Origin of the sequence: Bifidobacterium sp. UBA6881, from assembly GCA_002451435.1 — a bacterium.
Classification (GTDB): domain Bacteria; phylum Actinomycetota; class Actinomycetes; order Actinomycetales; family Bifidobacteriaceae; genus Bifidobacterium.
This window is the reverse complement of record DKCF01000092.1, coordinates 22196-36253: the sequence shown is the minus strand read 5'-3', so window position 1 is coordinate 36253 and position 14058 is coordinate 22196. Positions and strand designations below refer to the sequence as shown.

General features: G+C 61.6%; 12 protein-coding genes. 7 read left to right on the top strand and 5 right to left on the bottom strand.

Going from position 1 to position 14058, the window contains the following annotated elements:
- Both B3C64_RS07220 and B3C64_RS07215 read left to right on the top strand, forming a co-directional pair.
- On the top strand, positions 1 to 402 hold a 402-nt coding region (locus B3C64_RS07220), incomplete at its 5' end, for a response regulator transcription factor (protein ID WP_291534779.1).
- A gap of 11 nt (positions 403 to 413) precedes the next feature.
- Entirely contained in the window at positions 414 to 1490 is a 1077-nt protein-coding gene (locus B3C64_RS07215; RefSeq protein WP_291534777.1) for a sensor histidine kinase, read from the top strand.
- Positions 1491 to 1529: 39 nt separating this feature from the next.
- Here the strand turns inward: B3C64_RS07215 and B3C64_RS07210 are convergent, their stop codons facing one another.
- Positions 1530 to 2042, bottom strand: coding sequence for a ComF family protein (locus B3C64_RS07210; RefSeq protein ID WP_349679965.1), 513 nt, complete (start codon positions 2040 to 2042; stop codon positions 1530 to 1532).
- Between the two features lie 204 nt (positions 2043 to 2246).
- Positions 2247 to 3062 (bottom strand): HAD-IIB family hydrolase, encoded by an 816-nt coding sequence (locus B3C64_RS07205; protein WP_291534775.1) that lies wholly within the window; start codon positions 3060 to 3062, stop codon positions 2247 to 2249.
- A 77-nt stretch (positions 3063 to 3139) separates the two neighbouring features.
- Here B3C64_RS07205 and B3C64_RS07200 point away from each other — a divergent pair, with 77 nt between their 5' ends.
- Positions 3140 to 3568 carry a metallopeptidase family protein gene (locus B3C64_RS07200; protein ID WP_291534773.1) on the top strand — a complete coding sequence of 143 codons (429 nt, stop codon included), beginning with the start codon at positions 3140 to 3142 and terminating at the stop codon, positions 3566 to 3568.
- A 1-nt stretch (position 3569) separates the two neighbouring features.
- Here the strand turns inward: B3C64_RS07200 and B3C64_RS07195 are convergent, their stop codons facing one another.
- Genes B3C64_RS07195 through B3C64_RS07185 form a run of 3 tightly spaced genes read right to left on the bottom strand, consistent with a single transcriptional unit; the run spans position 3570 to position 8510 of the window.
- The gene (locus B3C64_RS07195) at positions 3570 to 5096 is read right to left on the bottom strand and encodes a DUF5719 family protein (protein WP_291534772.1); all 1527 of its coding nucleotides are present in this window, start codon (positions 5094 to 5096) and stop codon (positions 3570 to 3572) included.
- Positions 5093 to 8179, bottom strand: a complete 3087-nt coding sequence (locus B3C64_RS07190) for a glycosyltransferase family 2 protein (protein ID WP_291534771.1) — start codon at positions 8177 to 8179, stop codon at positions 5093 to 5095. Before B3C64_RS07190 ends, B3C64_RS07195 begins: the two co-directional genes overlap by 4 nt.
- Positions 8180 to 8210: 31 nt before the next feature.
- Positions 8211 to 8510 (bottom strand): WhiB family transcriptional regulator, encoded by a 300-nt coding sequence (locus tag B3C64_RS07185; protein ID WP_291534770.1) that lies wholly within the window; start codon positions 8508 to 8510, stop codon positions 8211 to 8213.
- Positions 8511 to 8809: 299 nt separating this feature from the next.
- Here B3C64_RS07185 and B3C64_RS07180 point away from each other — a divergent pair, with 299 nt between their 5' ends.
- The 4 genes from B3C64_RS07180 to B3C64_RS07165 all read left to right on the top strand — a co-directional run bounded on the left by B3C64_RS07180 (position 8810) and on the right by B3C64_RS07165 (position 14027).
- Positions 8810 to 10258 (top strand): LCP family protein, encoded by a 1449-nt coding sequence (locus B3C64_RS07180; protein ID WP_291534769.1) that lies wholly within the window; start codon positions 8810 to 8812, stop codon positions 10256 to 10258.
- Between the two features lie 54 nt (positions 10259 to 10312).
- Positions 10313 to 11713, top strand: a complete 1401-nt coding sequence (locus B3C64_RS07175) for an LCP family protein (RefSeq protein ID WP_291534768.1) — start codon at positions 10313 to 10315, stop codon at positions 11711 to 11713.
- 152 nt (positions 11714 to 11865) lie between these two features.
- Positions 11866 to 13653, top strand: coding sequence for an FtsK/SpoIIIE domain-containing protein (locus B3C64_RS07170; RefSeq protein ID WP_291534767.1), 1788 nt, complete (start codon positions 11866 to 11868; stop codon positions 13651 to 13653).
- Between the two features lie 95 nt (positions 13654 to 13748).
- Complete coding sequence (locus tag B3C64_RS07165; RefSeq protein WP_003809589.1) at positions 13749 to 14027, top strand: WhiB family transcriptional regulator; 279 nt, start codon at positions 13749 to 13751, stop codon at positions 14025 to 14027.
- Positions 14028 to 14058: the final 31 nt, after the last annotated feature.

Here is a 14058-nt window from a genome sequence, read left to right as displayed (position 1 = left end):
GATTACATGACCAAGCCCTTCTCGATGCGCGAGCTCATCGCCCGGTGCAAGGCGCTGCTCCGGCGCGTCGACAGGGCGAAGGTCATCGCCAAGAACTCCGAGAACGAGAAGCTGCTTGATTTCGGTTCTCTGGTCATCGACCCCGCGCAGCGCATCGTCACCGTCAACGGCGAGCAGGTGCATCTGACTCCAACGGAATTCGACCTTCTGGCCACGCTGGCGCGCAAGCCGAAGTCCGTGCTCACCCGTGAGAAGCTGCTCGAGGAGGTTTGGGATTGGGTCGACGCCTCCGGCACCCGCACGGTGGATTCGCATGTCAAGGCCCTGCGCCACAAGCTCGGCTCGAAAACCATCCGCACCGTGCACGGCGTGGGCTATGCATTTGAGCCGCCGGAGCAGTAATATGCGGTTATATGCATAGCACGAATACAACATCAGGGCGTTCGGTCAATCCTTTGGGTTCCGAGCGCCCTATTGGTTTGCTCTCCTCTCTGAAAACCGAACTCAGCGTGCTCATCTCGCTGTCCACCGTGATCTCCTTCTTCATGGCGTGGTTCCTGTTGAAGGTGGGGCTCAGCCTGTGGGTCGCCCTACCGATCACCCTCGCCGTGGCCTTGGGCATCACCTATTTCTTCTCGCGCGGTCTCACCTCGCCGCTGCGCGAGATGCGCCGCGCGGCGGAGGCCATGGCAGACGGCGACTATACCGTTCGCGTGCATATCGATTCGAACAGTCGGGACGAGGTCGGGCAGCTCGCCATCACGTTCAACGAGATGGCCGAGGAACTTCAGCACGCCGACCAGATGCGCCGCGACATGGTGGCCAACGTGAGCCATGAGCTGCGTACGCCGGTCTCCGCCTTGCAGGCCATGGTCGAGAACATGGCCGACGGCGTGGTCGAGCCGACGCCCGCCAATCTGGAAAGCATCCTCAACCAGACGCACCGTCTTTCCGACCTCATCGCGTTTCTACTGGATCTCTCCCGCATGGAGGCCGGCGCGGCGAGCCTGCAGGTCGAAACATTCAATTTCGCGGATTTTCTCGACGAAACGGTGGAGCCGCTGGAGATCGCCGACGCCGGGCACGCCCATGACATCGAGATGCATGTGCCCGACGATATCGAGATGGAGGGCGACCAGGACCGTCTGCGCCAGCTTTTCACCAATGTCATCGCCAACGCGCTCAAACATTCCGCGGACAACACCACCGTGCTCATCGAAGCCCATGAGAACAAGAACCTCGACACGATCGTGACGAATGTGGTCAATTTCGGCTCCCAGATCCCCAAGGAGGAACGCTCGGCGATTTTCCGACGCTTCGTCAAGGGAAAAACAGGACCGGGAACCGAATCCGGCGGCACCGGACTGGGATTGTCGATAGCCCGTTGGGCCGCGCAGCTGCACGGTGGCTCCGTACGCGTCGTCGATGATTCGCGTGGTGCGGATTTCGAAATCACGTTGCCGAAATACCATGCGCTGGACGGCGAATGATGTCTTGCCACCGACCATAGGGCCCCGACGGACCGACGGTCAGGCATGTTTGGGAGTGTGGGCCAGCGTCAGCACCGTGACGACTTCGGCGCCCTCCCGCCGCAGGGCCTCCACGCAGCGCCGCATGGTCGCTCCCGAAGTGACGATGTCGTCGACGAGAATCACGCGACGTTCCCGCAATGCGACCGATGGAAGAACCGCCACATGGCCTTTGAGCCGTTGCGAACGCTGTGAGGCGCCCGTCATCTGCACCGATTTCCGTTGCACGCCGCGGCTGGCCAAGACCTCGCAGGGCACGACCGGCAATCCCGTCTCCGCACGCAGATAATCCGCCAGACGCTTGGCGACCGGCCACATATGCCTTCTTCCGCGTCTTCTCATGGAAGCGCGGGAGGATGGCGCCGGCACCACCAGCACCGGAAGATCCGATGCGTGCTCCCGCAGATACGCGACGGTTCCCGAGGTTTTGGACAGCCGGCACAGGGCGTCGCCGAATGGACGGTCGCACTCCTCATCGCCGTGGTCCTTCCACGATAAGATCGCGTGACGCATGCTGCCCTGATACCAGCCGCATGCATGCCACCGCCCCATCAGCAACGAGGCGAGCGGGTGGGACACTCGGCATTCGAACAGCCTCCGGCATGACGCGCATAGAACTTCGTCAGGACTGTCGCACCCCGCGCATCCACGGGGAAACAGCAGCCCGATGACCTGCTCCCCCATGCCCCGCATCCCGTCCATGATTGATGGTGCCCTTCACCGGGATGGCTTGGAGATCCGCGCGATGATGCCATCGCACAGCTTCACCGTATCATCCGGATTGCCAACCCGCACCGCTCTGGCGCCTGCCAATGCGGCGGGATAATCGTTGCCGTCCGGATCCATCCGGTCTCCGACGAATATGATGTCCGCGACCGCGATGCCCATGATGCCGGCGAGTTCACGAACCGCGAAGGATTTGTCAATGCCCTTTTCGGCCACATCCACGCTGGTGGAACCTCCGGGACGCACCTCGAACTGCGGAAGATCGGCCGCGACGGCATCGGCCAGACGCTGCTTGAGCTCATTGGTCGGGTCCCATGCCTCCTTCGCCGGAATGGGAGCCAGCTGGCCCAAGGCGGAGAAGGTGATCTGGCTTCCGCGATCCTCGATGCGCTCTCCCCACACGTTGTCGGACCATAGGCCTTGAATCCGTGCGTTGCGTTCCAATGATTCCCGGATACGCGCCTTGTCCGGCTCGCAGAGGTCACGGGCGAAGACCTGCGTCCATCGAACGCCGTCCCACCGGTAATACCGTGTTCCGCTGGTCGGCATGAGATGCAGGTGCGATAGGTTCGCATCGCCGGTCAGCCGCGAGACGACCTGGCTCTCCACCAACGAGTATTTTCCCCCAGTGATCACCGCCACGTCCATCAGACGCGTCATCGCGGAGAACCGCTCTGCCATATCGTCCTTCATCGGCTTTTTCGAACGCGCCAATGTGTTGTCAAGATCGAAAGCCAGCAATCGCGCGCCGGAACACAAGGCGTCGAGATCCACCTCGTTCCAGAACGGCACTGCAATATCCGACATGCTTTCCCTCCCCGCGCATCGGCCAATGAACACTATGGTAGCCTATGTCCGGCATGTGGCCTGATATGGTGGGATTCATGCATCAGTTGCCTTGGGAGACCCCGATATACAGGAATCGTCACGGGCGAGGAATCCGCACGCCCATGTTCGGTACACGTCTGCCGCGCTACCGCACCAGAAGCGGCATGTTCGACGATATGCTGGTGGCTCAGATCCGCCGGCTCAACGGCGCATGGCCCGAATTGATAGCGCCGGTCCAATTCGCGGTGGAGGATGTGCCGCCTTCCGACCCTGCGCCCTGGGAGGCCGTTCCCCGGCTGGGATCCCAATCCTTTCCCGCGGAGCATGGCATACCGCCACGCATCGTCCTGTACCGCATGCCCCTGCAATCGCATGCGCGCAACCGCATGGACCTCCAATTCGCCATTCGAGACGAAGTGGTGCTCAGACTGGCCGAACTGTATGGCCGCCGTCCGGAGGAGATCGACCCCGATTGGGGCATGTGATTCAACGGACGATCGTCATATCGTGGTTGGCACGCACTTCTTCACGGGCCTCCCTGAGATCGACCGCGCCGACGATGGACAGTCCGGCGAGCTTCGCCCTGGAGACATCCTGCTGCCCGACGCGCATGCCGCATACCATCGAGGAGCTTGAATCGGCCAGCCTGACCGCGGCGACGTTGCCTTTGTTGACGTCCGACAGTTTGACCACGGTCGAGGCACCTGCCGGAACGTCAATGTCACGATGGCCGACCGGCTCGCCGTCATCGTCGTAGAACGTCAGCGTCGATGTCTGCTGCTTGCTTGAAACGTTGACGATTCCGATGGTGGCGTCGGCCTTGTCCGGAACCGCGATCGCGGAGACCGACAAGGGTTCCATGGCATTGAACAGCGCGAAATCGGCCTGCCCGCCGTCTGCGGAAACCGTGATTTTGGCGGAGGCCGAAACCGGATGGTCGGCGACGATCGACAGACCGGTGGCCGACTTCGGCACCGACCCCAGGTCGATCACCGACGCCCGGTTCGCCTCAATGGATTGCTGTTTGGCCTGCTTCGACCCCTTGCCGTCCGTCCAGGACACGGTGATTTCCGCATCGGCCTTCGAGAACAGGTACAGGCTGGCGGAGTCACCCGCCGACAGTCCCGCCACGGCCAACGTTGTGGACATGGTGTTGTTCGGAACCGTATATTCGGAACCCTTCGAGGTCAATCCATCCATCGCGACGGTGCGCACCACCGCCGCGACCGGAGTGTCATCGCTGGACACGGCCACATAGAGCGCATCCTGATCGGAAGCCGCCGCGGCAAGGTTCATCACGGTTTCCTTGCCCGCGCCCACAACCAATGTCGCGCCTGTGGACAGCGCCAACGCGCCGGATTTGCCCGCTCCCCAGATCTTGATGTCGACCGACGTGGCCTTGGTGGAGGGATTCGCGACGACCAACTGCTGGGTCATGCCCGTTTTCGTCCCCGACACCAGGAACCTCTGTTCCAACTCAGGCGTGACGCATGATGCCGCGGAAACGCCTTTCACATCGCCCTTCGTGGCCCACGACATCACCGACGACGCGGAGCCTGTTCCGTCCACCGCGGAAGACAGTCGGGACTCCTGCAGGCGCGATCCATCATCGACGTTGCCCGCGGCCATGAACACGGCATCATCCGAATCGCCCCTCTGCATGGACAGCACCGAGGAATCTCCGTCCGACCCCATGGACGACACCGAGGAACGAAGCACGGATCCGAAGGCCGCGTATCGCGACGAGGATGCGACGTCGCCATTCGACGCCTGGTATTCGCTATCGCCGTATTCATCGGTGTCGGCAATCGTCATGCGGGCGGGGCAATAGGTCTCCACCTGCCGGGGACTGACCATATGCGAGGTTCTGGAACTCGACGCCGTCACGACGTCGGCCTTCCATTCGATGGGGCGGTATACCGCCAGCGCCGCGGCCATGGCCACGATCAGCAGAGCCGACACGATGGAAAGCACTATGCGGGAAACCTTATGGGAACGAGAGCGACCGCTCATGACTCCTCCTGTCCTTCGCGGCGAAAACGCGGCAGCGCGACCAAGCAATACGCCGCGACGACCAGACCCATGCACCACAGCCACGCATAGCGCCAAATGCTGGCATGCGCCTCATGGAATCCCGTCTGATCGACATGCTGCTTGGCGATGTCCTGGATGGTCAATCGATAGTAGTTGCCGCCATTCGTGCCGACCACCTCCTGCGTTCCTTCGGAGGCGCCGATGTTCGACGACAATTGTTCGAATGCGCCTTTGCTCGACTGGCCACGAACGACATAGATGCCTCCGAAGCCAAGTCTGCTCAGATTCGCTATCGCGTCGGAGTCGGCATTGGCCAGCAGCCGGGCGCAATCCTTGGAGATCGCTTTGTCGGTATCGCCGGCGCGCCCGGAGACCGCTTCCACCCGTTGCGCGGGCGAGCTGTCGATGAGATCGCCTCTGCGCGTGCGCATGCTGGCATAGCTGACTGAACCGGCTCCGTCCGCGCGGACGGCGAGGATGCGCCGAGCGGAATCCTGCTCCAGATAATCGGAAGCCACCATGGGCAATCCGGAATCACTGGACCGTACCTGGCCATGGTCGCCCGCGACATAGTCGAATACCATGCAGGACACCACCATCGCGGCAAGCAGACATACCAAAATCGCGCGGGCGGTACGTACCACCACGGAATCGCCCGTGGCGCGCGGCCGTTCCGACGAGGCGTCCCCGGATTGGCGCAACTCGCTGAACCGCTGCACGGCGCCACCAGCCACCATGCATACGCATGCGAGCAGTCCCATCATCGTGAAAGAGACCCCGGGCAGCACGGAAGCGGCGACCACCCCGGCCGCATCGACGGCGACGCAGACATGGGCCGCAAGCAACGCCAAAGCGAACCCGGAAAGCGACGCGACCCACATCATCCTGGAAGAACGAAGCATGAACGGGAGGAACAACGAGGCCAAGGCAAGAACGGCGATCATGGACAGCACGGACAGCCCGACGAGCCCCCAAGGCCTGTCGGAAACACTGATGCCGAACGCGCGGAACGCCACACCCAGAACATCCATGGAGGCCGGGGAACCGTCACGGGTCGAAGAAGGCAGCATCACACTGCCGAAAATCTGCCGCCATGTGCCCTCATCCGCGAAACGCACCGCGTTGACCAGCGTCGGGGCGCAGACGAACGCGGCGGGCAACGGAATCAGCAGCAACGTCGTGCGATGGGAACGGACGAACATCAGGAACACCAGGAACGTCACCATGAGCGGCAGCAGCAGCTGTGGTTCGGCGGCCACCGCCGGAATGAAGCACAATGCCGCGGTAGCGGCGGCCTGAACCGACGCCCGGGGCGACACGAGGTCCTCGGTGCGGTACATACCCACGGCGCGGAACGAGAACGCGAACGCGGCGGGCAGGAACACCATCACCGTCAACATCGGCAAATCGGCATCGTCGTACAATCCCATGGCCGATGATGCCGCGAACCATGCGAGGGCGCCGACGCAACGCACCGCGTCCGAACGGGTGAACACGCCCGCCAAAGCCCAGAACGACAACACGGACAGCGGCGCGGCGAGAAAGAACATGCAGCCGACCGCGGCCGCCACATGGCCCCCGGTAAGCACCGAGGCGACGAGCAGGACCAACAGCCAAGGAGCGCCGGGCGCGCTGATGCCCACACCGTCCGCGAACGACCATGACGTGGTCGCGGATTGGGCCAGCTGCGCAAGGGTGGCGTTGGTCGGCAGCAACGCTGCGGAATACATCGAGCCGCCGGCGAAGACGGAACGCAGAACGTCCCAGTACAACACCGCGACCCATACAAAGGCGATCGCCGCGGCGGCCGCGGCCATTCCCCACCGTCGGGCCAGACGGCGGCGCAGATGGGCCTTGGCCAGAGGACCGAGAATCACCGTGTCACGTTGGTCAAGGAACGCACGCTGGCGCTCGCGCCATTGGCGAGTGCGCGCCGCGCCCGCCTGCAACGTCGGCAACGCCTTGGCCGAGACCTTTCCCTGACGGCGTATTCTCGCGCGGGCGCGCCACGCGCCACGCAATCCAGGCAATGCACGCCATGGCAACGTGAGCTCGCAGCATGCCCGATACGGCTGTTTGGCGGCAAGGCAGCGGACGCCAAGGCCCAGCGCCAGGACGATCGACCACAGCCACAGCAGCGGCCACCATGTGCGATGCACGTCCGTATACGCATATTTCAGTTGCGCCTCACGCACCGCAAGATATGAATCGGCCGGTTCCGCATCGTCATCGACCGCATGGCCATTGCGGAGGCGAAGCCCCTCGAACCGCGCCCGGGCATGGGCGATGCGAGCCTGCGGAACCACCACCACGCGCCCGCCGCCCAAGCAGATGCGACGGCAAAAGTCGCGGGACTCGCCGAACGTGCCGAACCAAGGGTCGATGCCGTCCCACGCCTTCAACGTCGCCAATGGCACCAAGGCGCCGGCCAGGGACACCGCGAATACATCGCTTCTGCCGTCGTACTGCTCCTGATCCGGCTCGCCATCGACCACCAACGACACGACTTTGTGCCCGTCCGCGTACATGCCGACGTCATGCAGCCCGCGCCCCGGCCAATCCAGCTGTTTGGCGCCGAGCAACGAGGCCATCGGGGTGTTCTTCCAGGCATCCAGCATCGCCTCCAGACAGGAATCATCCGCGGGGCGCGAATCGTCATGGAGCATCCACAGCGCACGGACCTCCGCGCCGATGTCGAATTGGGCGATGGCCGAGCGGACGGCATCGGCGAAGGAAACCGCATGGTCGGCTCCCACGAGTATGACGCGCACCGTCTTGTTCTCCGGCATCGTGGTGATGACCCCGGCCGGTGACGGAATGACATCGAATGTCAATTGCATCGGCTGGGAGACCCGACGCGCGCAATCGGCCACGACGATAGTCCCAGGCAGTATTCGCTGCCGCAGCACCGCTTCGAACGTCGAATCGAAGAACCGCAGATCCTCCTGCACCGTGATCACCGCAGCCACCGACGAATCGACATCCTGCCGATGCGAATACGGTCTGCCGTTGAGCAGGTCCGTCACGATTCCCTGAATATCGCTACTGGCGTTATCGTTCATAGTCTCCAGTGTACGCACGGGTGTGCGACGCTCATGCACGTTCCCTGTGCTCCTTTTTGTACTTGCGCCGTTCCCGCTCGCTCATGCCGCCCCATATGCCGAAGCGCTCATCATGGTCGATGGCCCACTTCAGGCACTGCTCCCGCACCTCACACTGGGCGCATACCTTTTTCGCGTCTCTGGTGGAGCCGCCCTTCTCCGGGAAAAACGCCTCGGGATCGGTTTGCGAGCACAGGGCCCTGTGCTGCCAGGAAACATCATCGTCGCGTTTGAACAGCCCCCATAATTCGGCAAGCGGATTTTCGGAGGACTCACCGACCACGCCCCACATGCGCCCTCCCTGTTATGCGTCGTTGATACATCTATATATGCGCCCGGCACCGCTGTATATGTGCGTTCTGGCACCGCCTTAGATTACACCCATGCGATTTGCATTTGTCAAATTTCATGTCGTGTCAATGCCCAGAATCCGGGAAAAATGTGCTATGGAGCCCCGAAGACCTTGGAGAATCATCATAAATCGGTGAAAATCGAGGAAGGAACATATAATTCCATAGTTGTTAAGTGGTAGGTTCTAATCGCGTAGTTCAAACGCGCTTGTTTCGGAAAGATAACCAGGAAGGCGATACCGTGACACAATCCCATACCGGCAATGAGCTTCCTAACGTCAACGGTCTGCGTGACGTCAAACCGCGCCATAGCCTCGGGTATCGCGTGCAGCACCGCGTGAGGACGACGGTCGCATCGGTCATCGTCGCATTGCTGGCGTTCTCCGGCACCGCCGCGGCCGCCACATGGCTGGATGTCGACGGCATCATCCGTGGGCATTCGGTGAATGTAATCGGACAGGGATCCCTGTCGGCCGACGATTCCATCATCGATCCGAATTCCGGCAAGCCTATCGAATTCGTGCTCATCGGCCAGGATTCGCGCGATGGCGAGGAGAACAAGAGCATCGGCGGCGGCGAGGACACCGAAGGCAACCATCAGGCGGACACCACCATGGTGGTGCAGATCTCCGCGAACCGCAAGGAGATCAATCTGGTCTCCATCCCCCGCGATTCCTTGGTGGACGTTCCCCAGTGCGAGACTTCCAAAGGCACGATCGCGGCACAGTACAACGTGATGTTCAATTCGATCTTCGCCGGTGCGTATCGAACCGGCGGCGATCTCGCATCGGCGGCAAGCTGCACCCTGAACGCGGTGAACAGCCTCACGGGATTGAGCATCCAGAATTTCATCGTCGTGGACTTCGCGGGTCTGGTCAAGATGATCGACGCGGTCGGCGGCGTCGACCTGTGCATACCGCAGAACATCGATGACCCCTATACCGGTCTGAAGCTGGAGAAGGGACTGCACCATCTCGATGGATTGCAGGCGACCCAGTACGCCCGCACCCGCCACGCATTGGGGGACGGTTCCGATACCGCCCGTACGACGCGTCAGCAATACCTCATCAAACAGCTGATGAACGAGGCCTTGAGCAAGAACCTGCTCACCGACACGGCGCAGCTCTACCAGCTCGCGAAAGCGGCCCTCAAATCCCTGTACATCTCCCAAGGCATGGCGGATACCGCGGCATTGGCGGGACTCGCCATGAGCCTGAAGAACTTCACCCTGACGAACCTGCACACGCAGACCGTGCCGGTGGTGGCGGCGCCGTCCGATCCGAACCGTTCCGTCTGGACTGATGATGCCGACACGATTTGGGAGAACATGCGCCAAGGCAAATCCATCTACAGCTCAGAGGGGTCGGATTCCGATTCCGCCGGCTCTGATGATTCCACGAACGGTACCAGCGACTCCGACGGTTCGAGCGCCGACACGGGCGAGAGCACCCAAACGGATGGAACGAGCACCGAACAGTCCAACGACTCGACCGGCAATGAGGCTTCGCAGACTCCGGATTCGAAAACCGGTCTCATCACGGAGTCCGACGGCACGCTTATCGACCCGAATACCGGCGGAACCGTCGATCCGGAGGACGGTTCCATCCATGATGCGAACACCGGGCAGTACATCGGCATCGCTGATCGTTACCTCAATGCGACCGTGTGCGCCGTCCCGTCGAAGGACTGACCGTCTTATGCCAAGCGTCCGTCTGAACATGGGGACGATTCATGTGGAGGAACTATGAGTGGAGAAAACGGTAATCCGCAGCCGTTGGGGGCACCGCCAAGCTTCGTGCCATCCACCGAACGAACAAGAACGGCACGGCCACATAACTCGTCCGGCATGGGTGCACCAGAAAAAACGCAGATTCCCAGCTTCTCCCCATCCGCAAAGCCATCAAGGGCGCATGCGGCGTCGAAACGCAATACGCCGCAAAGCTTCCGGCCTGCGGCCCGATCGGCGAATCCCGCGTCGCACGGAGTCCCTTCCGGCAGGACCGTCGGAGGCAATCACCGGTCAAGCACTGCTGGAGGAACGGGAGCACCGGCATCATTCACACCGAATCGTCCTTCGAAAAGACACGCATATGCCGCTCCGCGGGGAAAGGAAGCCAGACCTTCCATGGTTCGTGCCGGGCATGATCTCACGGTGAACGGACGAGCGGCGAGTATCCGCACGCCCCGACGCAAACCACGAATCGGCCGGCTGCTGCTGGCCGCCCTGCTCGCATTGCTATTGGCCTTGGGCATCGGCGTGTTCTCAGCATGGAATTGGGTCGACTCGCAGCTCAACAAAACATCGTGGCTGACTTCCAAAGCCAACACGTCGGGCGAAAGCTGGCTCATCCTCGGTTCGGATGAACGCGAAGGCACCATCGGCAACGCCGGGGATGTCACCGGATTCAGAACCGACACCATTCTGGTGCTCACGAAGCCGATGTCCGGCCCCGCCTCGTTGATTTCCATACCGAGGGATTCCCTTGTCGAAATCGACGGCGACTATATGAAAATCAACGCCGTCGCGCAGATGTACAACCGCAAACAGCTGGTCAATGAGGTCGAAGACATCACCGGACAGAAGATCGACCATGTGGCGATGGTCCAGTTCGGCGGACTGGTCAAGGTGGTCGACGCCTTGGGCGGCATCGACCTCTGTTACGACCAGACGGTGAACGACGCCTACTCGGGACTCAACTGGACGGCGGGCTGCCACACCGTGGACGGCACCACCGCGCTTGCGTTCTCCCGTATGAGGTATTCCGACTCCCAAGGCGATTTCGGACGCGCCGCACGCCAGCGGCAGGTCATCAACGCCATCGTGAAGAAGGGATCTTCCAAACAGGTGCTGATGAATTTCTCCAAAGCATCCAAAGTGGCCAAGGCCGGGCTGAATTCCGTGACGGTGGATGAGAAGGCCTCCACCATGTCGCTGATCCAAATGGCCTTGGCGTTCAAAAGCGCTTCCGGTTCCAAGGGCATTTCTGGAAGCGTATATTGGAGCGATCCCGATTACTACGTCGATGGCGTCGGATCCAGCGTGCTTCTGGATGACGAGAAGAACCTTGAACTGTTCTCGCAATTGGCGAAGGGCACCCATGCAGCCGGCACGGTGGGCACGCTGGCCGAGGAGCAACAGAACTAGCATCATCCAAGCCGTTGCCGCGCCGCGGCATGCCGCTCATCCGAAAGCGACTGCCGGGCGACACGCGCGGAGCCTGTGGATAACCGACGTCCTTCGACCACAGCCATCGTTCCGGCTTGCGCGCGTTTCGCCGTGCCTCGCATGCTTGCGGCATGGCAAGACAACGACGGCAGGCACCACGCTTCGATACCGACAGGCTCATGATGCTGAGCTGGTCGGCTCCGATGCTCTCGCAGCTGGCCATGCTCATCGTCATATTCGTGCAACGGCAATGGTTGTATGCCGCGATGTTCGTTCCGGCGCTCCTTGGCAGTTCGCTGTCGTTCGTCGCATTGGCGATGCGTTCGAGGAACGCATCCGACACATCGGGGCACGAAGCCTCCGGCTCCAAGGACGATTCCGCATCGTCTCATGGAGAAGCGGCACCATCCATCGTGTTCGAAACCATTCCACGTGTGTCCTTCGAGCAGTTGAACCATTTCGATGACGATGCGCTCGTCTGGAGGTCGGTCATACGAAGCTGGCTTCGCCACGGCTCCCCCAACGCCATCGGAGCCGAATCCCGTCATAAGGCGTTCTCCGTGGATCTCGCCCGCTGCGGACCGCATGCCATGGTCGCAGGCACCACGGGTTCCGGAAAATCCGAGTTGCTCATCAGCTGGTGCCTGGCGCTTGCTTCGAGGCACAATCCCGACGAACTCCACTTCGTGTTCCTCGATTTCAAGGGAGGATCCACCTTCAACGCGTTGGAAAGGCTTCCTCATACCGTAGGCAATGTCTGCGATCTTGATCTGGCCCATGCGGTGCGTGCGCTGAATGCGATTGAGAACGAGCTGATACGCAGGGAGAGACTGGTCAGCGACGAACATGTCGCCCGCTTCGATCAACTGCGGGTCGTTCCGCCGAGACTGGTGGTGGTCATCGACGAGTTCCATGCGCTTCGGGATCGTCTGCCGGATTATATGCAGCGTCTGAACCGTCTCGCGTCGCTGGGCCGTTCGCTGGGCATGCATCTCATCGTGTGCACGCAGAATCCCATGGGACAGGTCCACGGCGACATGAAGGCCAACATCGCGCTCAACATCTGTTTGCGCGTCACCGATCCCATGCAGTCGAGCGAGCTTGTGGGCACACGCGATGCCGCATCGATCCCGCCGGGAATGCCCGGAGCCGCCTATTGCAATGACGGACAGCATACCGTTCCCTTCCTGTGCAGCGCGGTACGCGATGTGCATCTGATGGTCCGGGAGATCACCACGGCGGCTCGTTTCCATGGATGCGCTCCCGCCGAACCATTGTTCTCGGACCCGCTTGCGCGGAACGTGAAACGCAGCGATCTGTCGAACGCGAAGCGGAAGTCCCGTTACGACATCCCCATTGGGCTCGGCGATGACGGCGTGCTCGTCTCCCCCGCATGCCTCGATGTCGGGCAGCGGAACATCGTCGTCGTCGGCGCGTACGGCAGCGGCAAAACCAATCTCCTGCTGCATTGCGCACGTTGGCTGTACGAGGAACGTTGCTGCTCCGTGAGATTCACCCGCAAAACCGATGACGGCTTCATCACCGACGATGAAGCGCCATCGCATACGTCATCGAATCATGCCCGTGTCATCTGGCTCGTGGACGATGCGGACGAACTGCTCAGCCCCTTCAACACATCCGAAGAGGCGGCGCGGCTCACCGAGGCCTTGGCCGATCCCGGCATAACCGTGATGCTCGCCGTCGAGAAAGCCTCTTCGACGGTTCTGGAACGCTGCCCCACCCGAATCGTCTTCCCCACGGGTGAACGGGCGAACGATTTGATGACCGGCGTTCCGGGCACGCTTCTGGATGGATTCTCCGCACGGGATTACACGACCGTGGGACGAGGGGTCTTCGTGCGGCAGGCACAGGCCTTTCCCGTGCAATGCGCTCGATTCGAGGGATTCTCGCGCCCGTGACCGCCCCTTTTCGCATTCTTTTTTCGCGAAACCCTTGAAAAATCGAAGGATTCGTGGTTATGTGAGTAACGGGCTTATATAAGGAAGGCGATTACATGAGCAGTGCTTTTGACTGGCGAGCCAAGGCCGCATGTCGAGACAAGGATCCGGAGCTGTTTTTCCCGGTCGGCAACACCGGTGCCGCCTATCAGCAGATCGAGGAGGCGAAGGCGGTCTGCCGCACCTGCAAGGTGATTGACGCGTGTCTGAAATGCGCGCTCGACACCAACCAGGATTACGGCGTGTGGGGTGGCCTGAGCGAAGACGAGCGTCGCGCGCTCAAGCGTCGCGCGATGCGCGCGCGTCGCTCGCAGGCGATGCAGATGCAGGTCTGAATCCTGTTTCCGCATATGCGAAGGGCCGGCC

Bases quoted from the DNA above. Each gene is read 5' to 3' on its own strand.
- B3C64_RS07215 (WP_291534777.1), top strand. From the start codon at position 414: ATGCATAGCACGAATACAACATCAGGGCGTTCGGTCAATCCTTTGGGT.
- B3C64_RS07210 (WP_349679965.1), bottom strand. From the start codon at position 2,042: ATGCGTCACGCGATCTTATCGTGGAAGGACCACGGCGATGAGGAGTGC.
- B3C64_RS07205 (WP_291534775.1), bottom strand. From the start codon at position 3,062: ATGTCGGATATTGCAGTGCCGTTCTGGAACGAGGTGGATCTCGACGCC.
- B3C64_RS07200 (WP_291534773.1), top strand. From the start codon at position 3,140: ATGCATCAGTTGCCTTGGGAGACCCCGATATACAGGAATCGTCACGGG.
- B3C64_RS07195 (WP_291534772.1), bottom strand. From the start codon at position 5,096: ATGAGCGGTCGCTCTCGTTCCCATAAGGTTTCCCGCATAGTGCTTTCC.
- B3C64_RS07190 (WP_291534771.1), bottom strand. From the start codon at position 8,179: ATGAACGATAACGCCAGTAGCGATATTCAGGGAATCGTGACGGACCTG.
- B3C64_RS07185 (WP_291534770.1), bottom strand. From the start codon at position 8,510: ATGTGGGGCGTGGTCGGTGAGTCCTCCGAAAATCCGCTTGCCGAATTA.
- B3C64_RS07175 (WP_291534768.1), top strand. From the start codon at position 10,313: ATGAGTGGAGAAAACGGTAATCCGCAGCCGTTGGGGGCACCGCCAAGC.
- B3C64_RS07170 (WP_291534767.1), top strand. From the start codon at position 11,866: ATGGCAAGACAACGACGGCAGGCACCACGCTTCGATACCGACAGGCTC.
- B3C64_RS07165 (WP_003809589.1), top strand. From the start codon at position 13,749: ATGAGCAGTGCTTTTGACTGGCGAGCCAAGGCCGCATGTCGAGACAAG.